Source organism: Marinobacter sp. (assembly GCF_041595835.1).
Classification (GTDB): Bacteria; Pseudomonadota; Gammaproteobacteria; order Pseudomonadales; family Oleiphilaceae; genus Marinobacter.
Genome location: NZ_JBFHJO010000002.1, coordinates 75,128 through 91,204 on the forward strand (window position 1 = coordinate 75,128; position 16,077 = coordinate 91,204).

General features: G+C 53.2%; 18 protein-coding genes. 15 read left to right on the forward strand and 3 right to left on the reverse strand.

All coding sequences use genetic code 11. The features are described from left to right. Window positions 1-28 precede the first annotated feature (28 nt). From ftsY to ABYA77_RS01675, 8 genes are all read left to right on the forward strand, one after another. Entirely contained in the window at window positions 29-1,225 is a 1,197-nt protein-coding gene (gene ftsY / locus ABYA77_RS01640; protein WP_372964187.1) for a signal recognition particle-docking protein FtsY, read from the forward strand. A 28-nt stretch (window positions 1,226-1,253) separates the two neighbouring features. Then, window positions 1,254-1,946 carry a cell division ATP-binding protein FtsE gene (ftsE, locus tag ABYA77_RS01645; protein ID WP_372964188.1) on the forward strand — a complete coding sequence of 231 codons (693 nt, stop codon included), beginning with the start codon at window positions 1,254-1,256 and terminating at the stop codon, window positions 1,944-1,946. Beyond that, window positions 1,936-2,943: a permease-like cell division protein FtsX gene (gene ftsX, locus ABYA77_RS01650; protein WP_372964189.1), complete on the forward strand. Its 1,008-nt coding sequence runs from the start codon at window positions 1,936-1,938 to the stop codon at window positions 2,941-2,943. Before ftsE ends, ftsX begins: the two co-directional genes overlap by 11 nt. Window positions 2,944-3,145: 202 nt before the next feature. Next, window positions 3,146-4,006, forward strand: a complete 861-nt coding sequence (rpoH, locus tag ABYA77_RS01655; RefSeq protein ID WP_372964190.1) for an RNA polymerase sigma factor RpoH — start codon at window positions 3,146-3,148, stop codon at window positions 4,004-4,006. A gap of 166 nt (window positions 4,007-4,172) precedes the next feature. Next, the gene (locus ABYA77_RS01660; protein WP_372964191.1) at window positions 4,173-5,084 is read left to right on the forward strand and encodes an NAD(P)-dependent oxidoreductase; all 912 of its coding nucleotides are present in this window, start codon (window positions 4,173-4,175) and stop codon (window positions 5,082-5,084) included. A gap of 25 nt (window positions 5,085-5,109) precedes the next feature. Then, window positions 5,110-5,883, forward strand: coding sequence for a hydroxypyruvate isomerase (gene hyi, locus ABYA77_RS01665; RefSeq protein ID WP_372964192.1), 774 nt, complete (start codon window positions 5,110-5,112; stop codon window positions 5,881-5,883). 109 nt (window positions 5,884-5,992) lie between these two features. Further along, window positions 5,993-6,673, forward strand: coding sequence for a winged helix-turn-helix domain-containing protein (locus ABYA77_RS01670; RefSeq protein WP_372964193.1), 681 nt, complete (start codon window positions 5,993-5,995; stop codon window positions 6,671-6,673). After that, the gene (locus tag ABYA77_RS01675; RefSeq protein WP_372964194.1) at window positions 6,660-8,135 is read left to right on the forward strand and encodes an ATP-binding protein; all 1,476 of its coding nucleotides are present in this window, start codon (window positions 6,660-6,662) and stop codon (window positions 8,133-8,135) included. The genes ABYA77_RS01670 and ABYA77_RS01675 overlap by 14 nt, the downstream gene beginning before the upstream one ends. Before the next feature lie 2 nt (window positions 8,136-8,137). On the opposite strand, the gene ABYA77_RS01680 is transcribed toward ABYA77_RS01675, so the two are convergent. After that, a complete protein-coding gene (locus ABYA77_RS01680) occupies window positions 8,138-8,419 on the reverse strand; it encodes a hypothetical protein (protein WP_372964195.1) in 282 nt (93 codons plus the stop codon). 290 nt (window positions 8,420-8,709) lie between these two features. Between ABYA77_RS01680 and greB the strand changes: the two genes are divergently transcribed. Together greB and ABYA77_RS01690 are read left to right on the forward strand one after the other, a co-directional pair. Beyond that, window positions 8,710-9,210: a transcription elongation factor GreB gene (greB, locus tag ABYA77_RS01685; protein ID WP_372964196.1), complete on the forward strand. Its 501-nt coding sequence runs from the start codon at window positions 8,710-8,712 to the stop codon at window positions 9,208-9,210. Window positions 9,211-9,339: 129 nt separating this feature from the next. Beyond that, the gene (locus tag ABYA77_RS01690; RefSeq protein ID WP_372964197.1) at window positions 9,340-9,807 is read left to right on the forward strand and encodes a hypothetical protein; all 468 of its coding nucleotides are present in this window, start codon (window positions 9,340-9,342) and stop codon (window positions 9,805-9,807) included. An 11-nt stretch (window positions 9,808-9,818) separates the two neighbouring features. On the opposite strand, the gene ABYA77_RS01695 is transcribed toward ABYA77_RS01690, so the two are convergent. Continuing rightward, complete coding sequence (locus ABYA77_RS01695) at window positions 9,819-10,130, reverse strand: phage integrase N-terminal SAM-like domain-containing protein (RefSeq protein WP_372964198.1); 312 nt, start codon at window positions 10,128-10,130, stop codon at window positions 9,819-9,821. A gap of 144 nt (window positions 10,131-10,274) precedes the next feature. Further along, window positions 10,275-10,535, reverse strand: coding sequence for an acyl-CoA-binding protein (locus tag ABYA77_RS01700; RefSeq protein ID WP_372964199.1), 261 nt, complete (start codon window positions 10,533-10,535; stop codon window positions 10,275-10,277). A 270-nt stretch (window positions 10,536-10,805) separates the two neighbouring features. On the opposite strand from ABYA77_RS01700, the gene tssB reads away from it, so the two are divergent. From tssB to tssG, 5 genes are all read left to right on the forward strand, one after another. Beyond that, complete coding sequence (tssB, locus tag ABYA77_RS01705; RefSeq protein WP_372964200.1) at window positions 10,806-11,303, forward strand: type VI secretion system contractile sheath small subunit; 498 nt, start codon at window positions 10,806-10,808, stop codon at window positions 11,301-11,303. Window positions 11,304-11,366: 63 nt separating this feature from the next. After that, window positions 11,367-12,848 (forward strand): type VI secretion system contractile sheath large subunit, encoded by a 1,482-nt coding sequence (tssC, locus tag ABYA77_RS01710; protein ID WP_372964201.1) that lies wholly within the window; start codon window positions 11,367-11,369, stop codon window positions 12,846-12,848. Between the two features lie 3 nt (window positions 12,849-12,851). Beyond that, window positions 12,852-13,289: a type VI secretion system baseplate subunit TssE gene (gene tssE / locus ABYA77_RS01715; RefSeq protein ID WP_372964202.1), complete on the forward strand. Its 438-nt coding sequence runs from the start codon at window positions 12,852-12,854 to the stop codon at window positions 13,287-13,289. 31 nt (window positions 13,290-13,320) lie between these two features. Continuing rightward, complete coding sequence (gene tssF, locus ABYA77_RS01720; RefSeq protein WP_372964203.1) at window positions 13,321-15,093, forward strand: type VI secretion system baseplate subunit TssF; 1,773 nt, start codon at window positions 13,321-13,323, stop codon at window positions 15,091-15,093. Beyond that, window positions 15,057-16,073: a type VI secretion system baseplate subunit TssG gene (gene tssG, locus ABYA77_RS01725; RefSeq protein WP_372964204.1), complete on the forward strand. Its 1,017-nt coding sequence runs from the start codon at window positions 15,057-15,059 to the stop codon at window positions 16,071-16,073. Before tssF ends, tssG begins: the two co-directional genes overlap by 37 nt. The last annotated feature ends 4 nt before the right edge of the window (window positions 16,074-16,077 follow it).

Here is a 16,077-nt window from a genome sequence, read left to right on the forward strand (position 1 = left end):
CGCCCATTTTCAGACAGATGGTAAGACTATGACGGCAGAGTGGATTTCAATTGGCCTGTTGGCCCTTCTTGTTCTGTTCTTTTTGCTGGATGTAGCCGGCAATCGCAAACGGATTCCTCGTCCCAGGCCTGTGCCACAGCGCAAACCTGACATTACAACGGGCCCGGCGCCGGTTGCACCAGCACCGGAAGCCGGGGACAAAACGGGTGAACCGGCCGCCGAACTTCAGCCTGAAACACCAGTGGTTGTTGAGCCTGAGGTTGTTTCCGAACCGGCGGTAAAATCAGAGCCAGAGCCAGAGCCGCAGATTAGCGTCTTTGAACGTATCAGGAAGGGCTTGGGTAAAACCCGGGCAAGCCTGGCTGGCGGTCTGGCAGACCTGTTTTCCGTCGGTAAAAAAATTGATGAAGACCTGTTGGAAGAGATCGAAACCACACTGCTGATGGCGGATGTAGGTGTAACAGCAACGTCTGAAATCATTGATGCCTTGACCGCGAAGCTGGAGCGTAACCAGTTGAAAGATGGCGATGCTTTACGCCAAGCCCTGCGGGACGAACTGCACAGTCTGCTCAAAGATGTTGCCAGGCCGTTGGAGATTGATGCAGGCAAACAGCCCTATGTCATTCTGATGGTTGGCGTAAACGGCGTTGGTAAAACCACCACTATTGGAAAGCTGACCCGTAAATTTCAGGATGAAGGTAAGTCTGTCATGCTGGCCGCCGGTGATACTTTCCGTGCCGCTGCGGTTGAACAGCTTCAGGTTTGGGGTGAGCGCAATGACGTTCCTGTTATTGCCCAGCATACTGGTGCCGATAGCGCTTCAGTGATCTTCGACGCCATTCAGGCGGCTAAAGCCCGGGGTACCGATATTCTGATTGCTGATACGGCCGGGCGCTTGCAGAACAAAGATAACCTGATGAACGAACTGACCAAGGTCGTTCGGGTAATGAAAAAGCTGGATGAGTCTGCACCCCATGAGGTTATGCTCGTGCTGGATGCGGGTACAGGCCAGAATGCTTTGAGCCAGGCGCAGGTGTTCCAGCAGGCGGTGGGTGTTTCAGGTATTACTTTAACGAAACTGGACGGCACCGCGAAAGGCGGTATCGTGTTTGCTATTGCGCGTCAGTTGCAATTGCCCATCCGTTATATTGGCGTTGGCGAGCAGGCTGAAGACCTGCGCAGCTTTGATGCCGAAACCTTTGTAAGCGCCTTGTTCGACGACTGATATATTGGCCCGGGAGCCACAACCCCAGATGATAGAGTTCCGCAAGGTTACCAAGCGCTACGATACCGACCATACCGCCCTGCGTCAGGTGAGTTTTCATCTGGGGCGGGGCGAACTGGCGTTTCTGACCGGTCACTCTGGGGCGGGTAAAAGCACCCTGTTAAAGCTGATTATGCTTATGGAGCGGCCAACTGCTGGTGAAGTAGTGGTTGGCGGGCAGCAGCTCAACAGTCTGCCCAAGCGCCAGATTCCCTACATTCGCAGGCATATTGGTGTGGTCTTTCAGAATCACCAGTTGTTGTTTGATCGCACGGTATTCGACAATGTGGCAATGCCGCTTGAGGTTATGGGGGTGTCGCCAAATGATATTGGCCGTCGGGTGCGGGCAGCTCTGGATAAAGTGGGGTTGTTGAGTAAAGAAAAAATGAACCCCATGCAATTATCGGGCGGTGAGCAGCAGCGAGTGGGCATTGCCCGGGCTGTGGTGAATAAACCGCCGGTATTGCTGGCGGATGAGCCGACCGGTAATCTGGACCCGGAGTTGTCAGCGGACATCATGCAACTATTTACCGAGTTCAGCCAGGTTGGGGTGACTGTACTGATAGCTACCCACGACATTGCACTGATAAATAAAATGGGTCGGCGACGCCTGACACTGGATCAGGGTGAGTTGATTGCTGGTGGCGGTTCGTCTGTGGCAGGAGGTCTGAATGGCCGCTGATCCACGACAAAGGACTGACAACCCGCGAGGGGCAGCGAAACAAACGAAGTCTCCAATTAATGCGCAGGCCAGAAGCTACCTGGATCATCACCGGAAGGTGGCCCGGGATTCGGCCCGGCGCCTCCTGAAAACGCCCGTGTCCAGCCTGATGACCTGGGCGGTAATGGGGGTTGCGCTGGCCTTGCCCGTTGCACTGCTGCTATTGCTGGCCAGCTTGCAGGGTGTGAGTGTTGGGTGGGAGAGCGGTGCCCGGATAACCTCTTATCTGGCAATGGATGTCACTGCGGAACAGGCTCGTGAACTAGCGGCTGAAGTTGGTAACGATGGCCGTATTACAGCGGTTGCGCTGGTAGAACGTGATCAGGCTTTGGCGGAATTCCGGGCGTCGTCGGGGCTCGGTGATGCGCTGGACTTTCTGGGTGAAAATCCGTTACCGCATACCTTGCTTATCACGCCGGAAGACAGCGCTCGCACTGCAGAAGGCGTGCGGGCTCTGGCTACTTATATTGAAGGTATTGAAGGTGTGGATCAGGTTCAGGTTGATCTTGGTTGGTTGCAGCGCCTGAACGCGATGACCGACATTTTGGCCAGAGCTGTGTGGGCCTTGTCGATACTTCTGGGTGCTGCGGTTATTCTGGTGATCGGAAATACGGTTCGCCTGGCTATTGAAAATCGCCGGGATGAAATCCTGGTGGCAAAGCTGGTAGGTGGCACCGATGCCTTTGTGCGTCGGCCTTTCTTGTATGCTGGCGCATGGTTTGGCTTGGGCGGCGGTCTCGTTGCCTGGTTGCTGATTCAGATATCTTTGTGGTGGTTGAGTGGTCCGATTGAACGGCTCGCGGGTTTATACCAGAGTGAGTTTTCGTTGCAGGGTTTGGGCTTTGAGGGTGCAGTTGCATTGATAATCATCGCAATGCTGTTAGGCTGGTCAGGTGCCTGGGTGGCAGTGAAGCGCCACTTGGACGACATAGAGCCAGGCGAAATTGCGGGCGGGTGATCTGTCAGGGCAATACCGTATTGAATAGAGGGCCGATTCTGGCGTAGCTTGATGCTGCAGCGCAAAAGTCAGAAAAGCACGGTGGGTTTTCCAGATTGTTGATAATTAACGTTTTACTGGAATTCTCGGGAACTTATCAAGATCTTGGCGGTCTTACGCTTAATTGATATATTTTACGGCCGTCAGGTTCGGAGGTTAATGCATGGGTACGAGTTTACAGCTGGCTGACAGACTGGTTCCGGGTGCGAATCTTGAATCGTACATTCAGGCGGCAAGTCGCATTCCGATTCTTACCGTGGATGAAGAGCAAAATCTGGCAGAAAGGCTTTACTATGATGGTGATGTGGAGGCTGCACGCCAACTGGTACTTTCTCATCTGCGTTTTGTGATTCATATTGCCCGGAGTTATTCCGGCTACGGTCTGGCTCAGGCTGACTTGATTCAGGAAGGTAACGTCGGGTTGATGAAGGCGGTTAAACGCTTCAACCCGGAATATGGTGTGCGTCTGGTTTCTTTTGCCGTGCACTGGATCAAAGCAGAAATCCACGAGTTCATTTTACGCAATTGGCGCATTGTGAAAGTGGCAACGACTAAGGCTCAGCGTAAGCTGTTCTTCAATCTGCGTAGTCAGAAGAAGAAACTGTTGTGGCTGAATCACAATGAGCTCAAAGCAGTAGCCGAAGATTTAGGCGTTGAGCCCCGGGTGGTTCGTGAGATGGAAGGTCGCCTGGCGTCTCGCGATACCTCGTTTGATGGGCCGATGGACGATGATGACGACACGGCGTATCAGGCTCCTGCGCATTACCTTGAAGATCGTCGTGCTGATCCGGCGGTGCAGTTGGAGAATTCCGATTGGTCCGAAGATTCAAACGGCCGCCTTATGCAGGCTCTGAGCATGCTGGATGAGCGTAGTCAGGATATTCTGAGAGAGCGCTGGCTGACAGACAGTAAGTCGACGTTGCATGAGCTGGCGGATAAGTATGGTGTTTCTGCTGAGCGGATCCGGCAGCTGGAAAAGAATGCCATGAAGAAGATTAAGGCTCAGATGACGGAAGCAGCCTAGCAGTTCTTTTAGTTTGAGTGTTTGAAAACGCCACCACCGTTTCGCGGCTGGTGGCGTTTTTGTTTGTATAATCGACGCACCTGTTACAAAACATGCCTTGGGGCAGAAGGGGTTGGAACGCGCTTTCCAACCCCTTCATTCGAATACTTGAGTGGGATTCCAGAAGATGAACATAGAGCTTCCTCGTATCGCTTTTCTCGGTATTGGTCTGATGGGCTCACCCATGACCAGAAACCTGCTGAATGCAGGTTATCCAATGACGTTGTGGAACCGCACCGGGAGTAAATGCGAGCCATTTGCTGAAGAGGCAACGATTGCCCGGTCACCTGCCGAAGCCGTCGTTGATGCCGATGTCGTTATCACCATGCTGGAGAACGGACAGGTAGTGGATGATGTGTTGGTGGGGCAAGGCGGGATTGCAGCGTTGAAGGCCGGAGCACTGCTGATTGATATGAGCTCAGTGCAACCTTCGGTGGCTCGTAGCCATGCTGCGTTGGCGGCGGAGAAGGGGGCTGGGTATCTGGATGCTCCGGTGTCCGGAGGAACTGTCGGTGCGGCCGAAGCGCGGTTGAGTATTATGGTGGGTGGTTCCGAGGACGATGTGGCCCGGGCGTTGCCTGTGTTCAATGTGCTGGGCAAATGCACTCGTATAGGCCCGGTTGGGGCGGGGCAACTGGCTAAGTTGGCGAATCAGGCGATTGTCGGGATTACTATTGGTGCAGTGTCTGAGGCATTGTTGCTGGCAGCTAAGGGTGGTGCAGATCCTGCGGCAGTTCGTGAAGCGTTGATGGGAGGGTTTGCCGGGAGTCGGATTCTGGAACTGCATGGTCAGCGGATGATTGACAGGGACTTTGCCCCGGGTGCGCCGTCGCGGATTCAGCTGAAGGATATGCGGATGATTCTGGATGAGGCTCGCGCAGAAGGTCTGACCTTGCCTTTGGCGCAGCAGGTTCATAATGAGTATTTGTCTCTAGTGGCGAATGGTCATAGTGATGTAGATCACAGCGGATTGCTGCTGGAGCTCGAGCATATGAACAGTACCTTGATGGGTTCTCTGGGCCGTGGGCCTAAAGAATAATAGTCTGCTGAATCAGGAGGTTGCCATGCCCCGCTTTGCGGCTAATGTATCCATGTTGTTCACGGAAGTACCGTTTCTTGAGCGTTTTGCCAGGGCTCGGGCTGCCGGGTTTACCGGGATTGAGTATCTGTTTCCTTATGAATGGCCCGCAGAATCGATTGCGGCTGAGTTGGAGGCACATGGGCTGGAACAGGTACTGTTCAACTTGCCACCAGGAGATTGGGGGGCCGGGGAGCGTGGGATTGCCTGTTTGCCGGACCGGGTTGAAGAATTTCGCTCTGGCGTCGATCAGGGCATTGCTTATGCAAAGGCATTGGGCTGCAAGCAGCTGAATTGTCTGGCCGGAGTGAAGCCGGAAGAGCTGAGCGAGGAAGACGCCTGGAATACCCTGACCGAAAATGTTCAGTATGCCGCTGAGGTTTTTTCGGAAGCTGGGCTGACCTTATGTCTCGAAGCCATCAATTCCCGCGTAGATATGCCCGGTTTCATGCTGGATACTACCGGTAAAGTGATGGCGCTGATTGACGCAGTGGATGCTGATAATGTGCGCCTGCAGTACGATATCTACCATATGCAGATCATGGAAGGGGATGTTATCCGGTCCATGGAGTGTTTGTTGCCGTGGATTGCGCATATACAGTTTGCAGATAATCCGGGCCGACACGAGCCCGGAACCGGAGAAATTAACTTTTCGAATGTTTTCGCTGCGCTGGATAAAATGGGTTACAAAGGCTGGGCCAGCGCAGAGTACAGGCCTTCAGCAGTGACCGAGCACACCTTGGGTTGGTTCAAGGTCTAGTTTGACCGTCGCCAGAGGCGACACCCTCTTACAAGATCGTAACTGGCTCGCTCTACCTGTTATTCGTAACCTTACAGGTAATGTATTCCGCTATCAGGAGGACACACCGGTGAAAGCACTGGTAATCGAAGACGATCAGGATGTAGCAAGTTACCTGTTAAAGGGGCTGAAGGAATCTGACTTCGTGGTGGATCACGCTGCCGACGGTAAAGACGGCATGATGATGGCGGCAAGTGAAGAATACGACATCATGATTGTCGATCGCATGCTGCCGGGCATGGACGGCCTTTCCATCATTAAAACTGTACGGGCGACGGGTAACCAGACGCCGGTTCTTATCCTTAGTGCTCTGGGTGATGTAGACGACCGGGTCGAAGGTTTGCGTGGTGGCGGTGACGACTATCTCACCAAGCCGTTTTCGTTCACGGAATTGCTGGCCCGAATCGAATCTTTGATTCGTCGTAACCGGCAGGCTGCAGAAACGGAAACTGTGCTGAAAGTGGCAGATCTGGAAATGGATCTGCTGGCTCGCACAGTCAAGCGTTCCGGCCAGAACATTGATGTTCAGCCGCGGGAATTTCGTTTGTTGGAATACCTGATGCGTAATGCCGGCCAAGTGGTTACCCGTACTATGCTGCTGGAAAAGGTCTGGGATTATCACTTTGATCCGCAAACCAACGTGATCGACGTGCACATCAGTCGCCTGCGCGCCAAAATCGATAAGGAATTCGATACTCCCCTGTTGCAGACGGTTCGGGGTGCAGGATACATGTTGCGTGAAACTGCTTAGTCAGCTTAGAACGTCCTCTTTCCAGCTGGCGCTGCTGTATATGGTGGTGTTTGCCACCTCGGTATTTTTGCTTCTGGCATTTATATACTGGCGCACAGCTGGGTTCATGACCGCCCAAACCGATGAAACCATTGAGGCTGAAATTGCAGGCTTGGCGGAGCAGTATCGGGGGCGCGGCGTAAACGGGCTGATCACCATCATTCGGGAACGTGTAGCCCGTGATCCGAACGCCAAATCTGTTTATCTTCTTACCACGGATGATCTTCTGAAACTTGCGGGCAACATTGAGGCCTGGCCGGAAGGTAGCCGTTCAGCAGAAAGCGGCTGGATTAACTTTACTCTGGACTCAGCTGTTGGCTGGCATGGGCCAGAGCGACTGGCGCGCGCCCGTATCTTTGATGTGCAGGGCGGTCTTCGTTTATTGGTGGGCCGTGATGTTGATGACCTGACCAATCTCAAACGGGTGATCGAAGGTGCTATCAACTGGGGTATGGGAATTACTCTGGCGCTGGCCTTGCTCGGTGGCTTTCTGATGAGCCGAAGCACTACGCGGCGAATCGAAATAATTAATAATACCTCTCGTCGAATAATGAATGGCCATCTGTCGCTAAGAATTCCCACCCGCGGTACAGACGACGATTTTGATCAGCTTGCCGAAAACCTGAACCAGATGCTTGACCGTATCGTGTCTCTGATGGAAGGCATTCGACACGTATCCGACAGCATTGCCCATGACCTCCGCACTCCACTTACGCGCCTTCGGAACCAGTTGGAAAGAACTCTGATATCCGTTGATAACGACGAAGCCCGCGAACAAGTGGGTCGCGCAGTTTCAGAAGCGGACCAGCTGCTGGCGACTTTCAACGCTTTGCTGCGCATAGCCCGCCTGGAAACCCGGGGTAATTCGGCTGATATGAAAGTCGTGTCGCTGGATGAGTTGGTCAGCGATGCCTGTGAACTCTATGAAGCGCTGGCGGAAGATAAAGAGCAGGACTTCAGCCAGTCTTTGGAAACCGGCGTGATGATTGAAGGCGACCGGGATTTGTTGTTCCAGATGGTAAGCAATCTGATCGACAATGCCATTAAATACACCCCGGAACACGGTGCCATTATTGTGGTGGTGCGTAAGGAGGGGGCCAGTGCGGTATTTGAGGTCAAGGATTCTGGCATCGGGATTCCCGATAGTGAAAAAGATCAGGTGTTTCAGCGCTTTTACCGGGTCGGCAAGAGTCGTTCGTTACCGGGCAACGGGCTGGGCCTTAGTCTGGTGAGTGCCGTGGCGGAAATCCATCAGGGCGAGATTTTTCTGGAAGACACTGCCCCGGAAGACGATCCGCCGGGGCTCACCGTTGCGGTCAGGATGCCGGCGTTTACCGGTGTAAGGAAGCGTATAAAGGCTACTCAGATTGAGCAGAATGAGACCGCAGATGAGCTTGGTTCATCCGCGGGCTCTCAGGCATGATTTCAGTGGCTGGCACGAAAGCGATTAACGTGTGTCAGCACAGGGCTTAAAATCGCGTCGGCACGGTTTTCTACGTGTTGGGTCAGATGCTCGATTTGTGAACGGCGTCGGTCAACTTTTGCCTGCAGACTGTCCCATTCACCTTCCAGGTGCTTCTGTTCTGCCATCAAAAAAGCTGCGATGTTATGGCGGTTCAGCTTGTTGGTGATGCCCATCTCGTCCAGCTTGAAGCCCAGGCTATCAACGCCTTCCAGTACCAGGCCTACAATCTTTTGAGTGTTCATTTTGGTGTCTCCAATAGACGATGGTTAATGTTTATTGGGTATGAACGCTATCGATCGAGGCTAGAGTGTGCAACCTAATTTCAGGTGTCCGCCGAAAGGCTTGTCTTGCTAAAAGGTAACCTGGTGGCCACGGCAGGGTAATGCGCATCATGCAGAATAGAGGTGTAGGTGAGGGAGCTGGTCCGCAACAAGCTTGCTTCTTCCTCCAGCACAGCGCTAGCCTTATACCCCGTGATTCACGGGGTTTTTTTTGCCTCAAAACTTCTGAGCCAGGCTGGACATAACGCGACATGGTGAAAACGACAGCGACTCCCGGGCATGCTCCTCGCTACATTACCCCTGAAGGGGAGCGCGCCTTACGCGAAGAGCTACAGTACTTGTGGAAGGTTAAGCGACCGGAGGTGACTCAAGCTGTGCGAGAAGCTGCTGCGCAAGGTGATCGCTCTGAAAATGCAGAGTATATATACGGCAAGAAGCAGTTGCGGGAAATCGACAGAAGAGTGCGCTTTCTCAGCAAACGACTGGATGAGCTGACGGTGGTGGATCGCCTGCCGGAGGATCAGAGCCGTGTGTACTTCGGTGCTTGGGTAACCGTTGAAGACGACGAGGGTAATGAACAATCTTATCGGCTGGTGGGGGCAGATGAATTTGATCTCAGCAAAGGCTATCTGAGCATTAATGCACCTCTGGCCAGAGCGTTGATAGGTAAACATCTGGATGATGAAGTGTCTGTGAGGACGCCAGAGGGCTGGAAAACGGTTTTGATTACAGATATTCGTTATAGCGCATGATTGTCCGACAAGTGAGAGTTGTCACAAAACAGTCTTTTTATTGAGCGAAGTGTAAAGTTTGGCTATACACTGATTGAATATTGTCACTCTTGATGGGTGGGGTGCGAATAATAAATCAGGAAAGCTGTCATGGATGCCTTGAATCAACTCGCTGGAAAAGTCACAAAGCCGGGTCTTATAGTAGGTTGTGCAGGTCTGTCGATGGGATTGATTGTTTCAGGGATGGCCTTTGCTCAGCCGGAACCCTCTGAAGTGCCCGCTTTTGAGTACGAAGAGCGCTCAACCATTCATACCATTCCATTCAATTCCATTGAGGAAGAGGCTCTCGCTAATACGATTATAGAGGGTGGTCTGGCCGCTCCGGCAGCGGGTGTTCCTGTGCAGTCAGGCAAAGATGCTGATTTCTATCTCGATCCACTGGCGCTTCAGCCGAGAGATGAGCGAACCGATTTGGGCCGGTCTGAAATTCCGGTGGATATTCGCTTCGAGAATCCTAAGGTGGTGCCTGGTCAGACACACAGTAACAACTACCTGATTCGCCAGCCTACAAATCGTACCTACGACGCGCTCAATGTGAATATGACAGAGCGCCCTTAACTGCCGTAGCTTCAGGCTGCAGCGGTATCGGGTTGGGCGGCTTTGTTCAGTACATCCTCATAGAAGAAGGCGAGCGCATGCTTTGCCTGATTAAGCCTTGCCCTTGATACTCGTACCTTTTCACTCAGGTAGCCAAGAAACAGAGTTTGGTCTTCTTGTGCCAGGCTATCTGGGTCCTTCAGGCCGTGAAACAGCATAAAACGGCTGATCCAGTGCAGGTAGGTCTGTTCTGCCCGCTGGTTGAGTTCACGTTTTCGGATGGCAACCTGAACAAGGTTTACCATGCCGGGGCGTGATTGCTCCAGCGCTTCAGTGATGTCCATTTTAGGTTCTTCCGTATGATTTGTTGTTCTTATGTTGCGCGCATCATATGACAAACGTGTGAAAGGCGCAAAAATACAGAGACAGGACAAGGTGATAAAAAAGCGGGGACCCGCCGGCAGGTGCCGGCAGGTTACTCGAACGGCTTACTTAAGGGATTCCAGTTTATCGATGTACTTCTGCATGGCTTCATCGCTGGAGGCACCTTTCAGTTTCTCCCACGCGTCGTATTTTGCGCGGCCAACGAAATCCATCATGCCCGGGCGCTTGCCGGAAACGTCACCTTCAGTGGCTTGCTTGTACAGGGCATAGAATTCGAGTTTCAGTTCATTTGATGGCTGGAAATCGCCATCGGCGGTCTTGATGTAGTTTACCGACTCTTCAAATTTTGTTTTCAGGTCACTCATTGTTGTGCTCCTTGGATTGAAAGGTTGTCTCCCTTAACGATTCCGGAGTATAGCTGCGGCAATCACTTCCGTCATTGACTGAAACAGCGTCAGACTTGGCATTATGGCGATCTGGCAAAAGTTTGCCCAAGTCCTCATTTTGAGCCATTTCTGGCCAGTTGTTGGTTGAGAAAGTCCGGGCTCCGGTGTAAAGTTCCTGCCGTTGTCTGCTAGGAAGGCAGGCATAAAGGACTGAAATACGCTGCAAATGAATTGCACAGGGAGCACGTCATGTCTGGCAAAGATGGTTCTGTCGCGCCAAAAGAGCGCATCAATATCAAGTATGTCCCCGCTACAGGAGATCAGCAGGCTGAAACTGAACTGCCGCTGAAGATGTTCGTGGTTGGTGATTTCAAGGGGCATGCTGAAGAAACCCCCATTGAAGACCGTAAAGCCATTTCTGTTGATAAGAACAACTTCCGTTCTGTTATGAAGGAAGCTGGGCTTACTATCTCTACCTCTGTACCCAACAAGCTTGAAGACAATGCTGATGACCTGCCGGTTAACCTGCAGATAGAAGGGCTGGAAGATTTCTCCCCTGACAGCATCGCGCGCCAGGTTCCTGAGCTGAAAAAGCTGATTGAACTGCGTGAAGCGCTTGTTGCCCTCAAGGGCCCTCTCGGTAACGTTCCGTCATTCCGCTCCAAGCTTCAGGAGTTGCTGGATAACGACAGCGCCCGGGAATCGCTGCTGGCTGAGCTGGAACTGGCGACTGAAAGCGGCGAGTAATCGCGTTTCCGGAACCGGGTACAACCAACACCAATTATCAATTACGTACTGAAGGGATGTGGTATGTCTGATACTGCTGTGCAGCAATCTGCTGCCTCCGAATCCGTGGCAGAGGGCTCTCTGCTTGACCAGGTTATGGCCAACAGCCGCATGGCGCCGGCCGATGAAGGTTACGATGTTGCCCGAAAGGGTGTCGCAACCTTTATTGCCAACCTATTGAAAAGCGATGAAAAAGGCCAGCCGGTCAATAAGGCCCTCGTGGACCAGATGGTGGTAGAACTGGACCGCAAGATCAGCGCTCAGATGGATGAAGTTTTGCACGCTCCGAAGCTGCAGGAACTGGAATCTTCCTGGCGTGGGCTGAAGCTGATGATCGATCGCACTGAATTCCGAGAAAACATCAAGGTAGACATTCTGCACGCAACCAAACAGGAACTGCTGGAAGACTTTGAATTTGCTCCGGACGTTACCCAGACCGGTTTTTATAAGCATGTTTACGCTGCAGAATATGGTCAGTTTGGTGGCGAGCCTGTTGGTGCCATTGTTGGCAACTATGCTTTTAGTCCGGCGACGCCAGACATGAAGTTGCTGCAGTATGTGTCTTCAGTGGGGGCTATGTCTCACGCACCCTTTCTGTCTTCGGTAGCGCCATCTTTCTTTGGTGTCGATAGCTATCAGGAGCTGCCGGCTATTAAAGAGCTAAGCGCAGTATTCGAGGGACCGAAATATGCTAAATGGCGCTCTCTGCGCGAATCTGAAGATGCTCGTTATCTGGGCCTGACGGCACCGCGCTTCCTGTTGCGTACGCCTTATGACCCGACAGAAAATCCCGTGCGCAGTTTTAACTACAAAGAAAACGTCTCAGGTGATCACGAGCACTACCTGTGGGGCAATACGGCTTACTTGCTGGGCACCCGTTTGACGGACAGTTTCGCCAAATATCGCTGGTGCCCGAACATCATCGGCCCACAAAGCGGCGGTGCGGTTGATGATCTGCCTGTACATACCTTCGAATCTTTTGGTCAGCTGGAAGCGAAGATCCCGACGGAAGTTCTGATCACTGATCGTCGTGAATACGAATTGGCTGAAGAAGGGTTCATCGCCCTGACCATGCGCAAAGGCAGTGACAACGCAGCCTTTTTCTCGGCCAACTCGGTGCAGAAGCCTAAGCAGTTCCCGAATACCAAAGAGGGTAAGGAGGCGGAAACCAATTACAAATTGGGTACTCAGTTGCCTTACATGATGATTGTGAACCGCCTGGCTCACTACATCAAAGTGCTACAGCGTGAACAGATCGGTTCCTGGAAAGAACGTCAGGATCTGGAGCGTGAGCTGAATACCTGGATCCGCCAGTACGTGGCAGACCAGGAAAACCCGCCGGCCGAAGTTCGCAGTCGTCGCCCACTGCGTGCCGCGCAGGTTGTAGTGTCTGATGTAGAGGGTGACCCGGGCTGGTACCAGATCTCGCTGGCAGTACGCCCGCACTTTAAGTACATGGGTGCGAACTTCGAACTCTCGTTGGTTGGCCGGCTGGACAAGGATTAATCCGTGTTTGGCGACACTGCGACTGACAGCGTTCGCAACACAGGCAGCCTGTTCGAAAGACTCGAGCAGGCTGCTGCCCCCGCGGGGCAAGGCATGGGAGAAGTGACTCATGTGGTGGAATCCATCAAACGCCATTTAGTGCGCTTGCTGAACGCTCATCCAGGCAACAGCGCAAGCGTGCCGGACCTGGGCTTGCTGGATTTCAACGACGCCACCCTGGGTACTCACGATCTGAGTATCCAGATTCGCGGGGCGATCCGTCAGTGTATCGAGAAGTTTGAGCCCAGAGTGAAACGGGTGGACGTGGTGGCGTTGCCGCCGGGCCCAAACCCATTGCAGTTGAAGTTTCAGGTTACGGTTTATCTGAGCGTCACAGGAAGTGATGACAGAACCACAATAGACCTGGTTTTAGATGAAAAGCGGTACTACCGGATAGCATGAATCCGCCCGGAGTCAGACTGGTGCAGTATTTATGAAGTTGAATCGGTTCTACAGGGATGAGTTGAACTTTTTGCGGCGGCAAGGCAGGGAATTTGCCGATGCACATCCGCAGCTCACCCGATTTTTATCTGAACAAAGCACCGACCCGGATGTAGAACGCCTTTTGGAAGGCTTTGCCTTCCTGACCGGCAAGCTGCGAGAAAAAGTTGAAGACGAATTTCCGGAGCTTACGCACTCGCTGCTAAACATGCTCTGGCCTAATTACCTGCGGCCAGTGCCAAGTTGCACCATTATGCGTTTTGACCCACAGCTTCACGCTATCAGTGAACGTCAGCGGGTTGAGCGTCATACCGAAATCAAAAGCCGACCTGTGGGCGAATCCAGCCGCCAGACCCAGTGCCGGTTCCGAACCTGCCGGGCCGTAGATATTTTCCCAATCAGCGTGGCAGAGGCTCACGCCGAACATTCACGGGAGGTATCTTCTGTCTCTGTAGACCTGGCCTTGCACACCGATCAGCCCCTGAACACGCTGAGTCTTGAATGTCTGCGTTTTTATCTGGGTGGTGATAACCATACGGCTGAAACCTTGTATCTGTGGCTAAATCACTACCTCAGCCGAATGGAGTTGGTGGTGGGGGAGAGTGTTTATAACTTGCCACCGTCTCTGCTGAAGCCTGTCGGGTTTGCGTCAGAAGAGGCCATTTTGCCCTATCCGAAAAATGCCTATGCAGGTTACCGGATTATTCAGGAATACCTGAGCTTTCCGGAGACATTCAGGTTTATCGATGTCACCGGCCTGAAATTACGGTTGCCATCGGTACAAGCGGATGAAGTCAGCCTTCGTTTCCATTTTAGCCGTATGTTGCCTCCGGACACTCGGGTAACCCGCGACTCCATGCAGCTTTACTGTACACCTGCGGTAAACCTGTTCCGCCATGAGGGTGAGCCGGTAGACCTGAACGGCCGGGAAACCGAGTATCGGATTTCACCGTCCAGTCGCTGCCCTGAGCACTATGAAGTGTTCAGCATTGAACAGGTTGAAGGTTGGCTGGAAGGCCGCTCTGGCCGCGGTGAGCCGCGTATCTATACCGGGTTTGAAAGCTTCCAGCATGAAGTGGAGCGGGATCGTGGCCGTGCCGCACTGTATTACCGGGTGCGCACCCGGGAAAGCGTCCGGGGTGACGGCTTTGATCACTACATCGCCTTTGTTCGGGGGGATGAGTCCGACTGTATGAACCGACAGGAAGCGGTTTCTCTGACGCTCACCTGTACTAATCGGCAATTGCCTCAGCAACTGGCGGTAGGCGAGATTTGTATGGCTACGGAAACTACGCCGGCCTTCGCCTCTTTCAGTAACATCACCCGGCCTACAGCCACCTTGCGGCCAACACTGGACGGTAGCTTGTTGTGGACGTTGATCTCCAATCTTTCACTGAACTACCTGTCCATGCTGGATGTGGATGCTCTGCGTACGGTGTTGCGTGTGTATGACTTTCGGGCTTTGGTTGATCGTCAGGCGGAGCGGGTCTCCCAGAAACGGCTGGCGGGTATCCGCGAAATAACGACTCAACCGGTGGACCGGATGATCCGGGGGTTACCTGTACGTGGCATACGCTCCGTGTTGACGCTGGATCAGCAGAACTTTGCCAGTGAAGGGGATTTATACCTGTTTGGCTCGGTGTTAAGCCAGTTTTTTGCGCTTTACGCCAGTATTAACGCCTTTCACCAGCTGGAAGTGGTGAATACAGAGAATAAGGAACGGTACACATGGACGTTACAGCAAGGTCAGCAGCCGCTGATGTAGCCGGGCTGGAACCCATTCTCGGAAACGCGAGGCGCTACAGCTTTTTTCAGCTGGTTGATCTTATTCACCGACACCATGGTGACGATCTGGAACGCTCAGGTTCGGGCGACCCCTTGCAGGAGCGTATCCGTTTTTCAGCGTCGGCAGGGCTGGGTTTTCCGGGTAGTGATGTCGTGTCGGCATTATCGCCAGAGCATGAGCACGCGCCCTATCAAATGGAAGTCAGCTTTCTTGGGTTACACGGCTCTCAGTCGCCATTGCCGGGGTATTACCTGGAAGATATGGCCTGGGAAGCTGGCCAGAATCTGGGGGTGCGCCGGCACTTTCTGGACTTCTTTAATCACCGGCTGGTGACTCTGTTTCATAGGGCGTGGCGCAAATACCGGTATTACGTCCGGTTCCAGCCAGGTGCCAGTGACGGGTTTTCTGAACTGGTGTTTTCCCTGACCGGATTGGGTGACCGCCGCTTACGGGAAGCGACGCCGGTAAACTGGTCGAAAATGCTGGCCTATGCCGGTTTGATGGCAGGGCGAAGTCGCTCCCCGGAAGTGGTCAGCGGGATGATTGCTCATTGCTTTGATCTCGATGATGTCAGCATTGAGCAATGGGTACTGCGCAAAGTGGTGATTGCGGAAGACCAGCAAACCCGACTGGGCCAAAACAGTGCCAGCCTTGGGTACGACACGCTGCTGGGCTCCAGCATTCGGGATCGTAGTGGCAAATTTATTCTTCGGCTACGTAACCTGACCCGACAACGTTTTGCTGATTTTCTGCCGAACGGGGCAGAGCATGAGCGGTTGCTCAAACTGGTGGAATTTGCGACCCGCGAACAGCTGGCCTATGACCTGGAGTTGGCGATGCGCCCCAAGGATATCCGGCCGATGCAGCTGGGCGAAGATGTGCGCCTGGGCTGGAACTCATTTGTGACACCGGAACGGGCCAGTGTGCGCCCTGCGGTGCGAATCCAGATTCGACGTTAAGGCA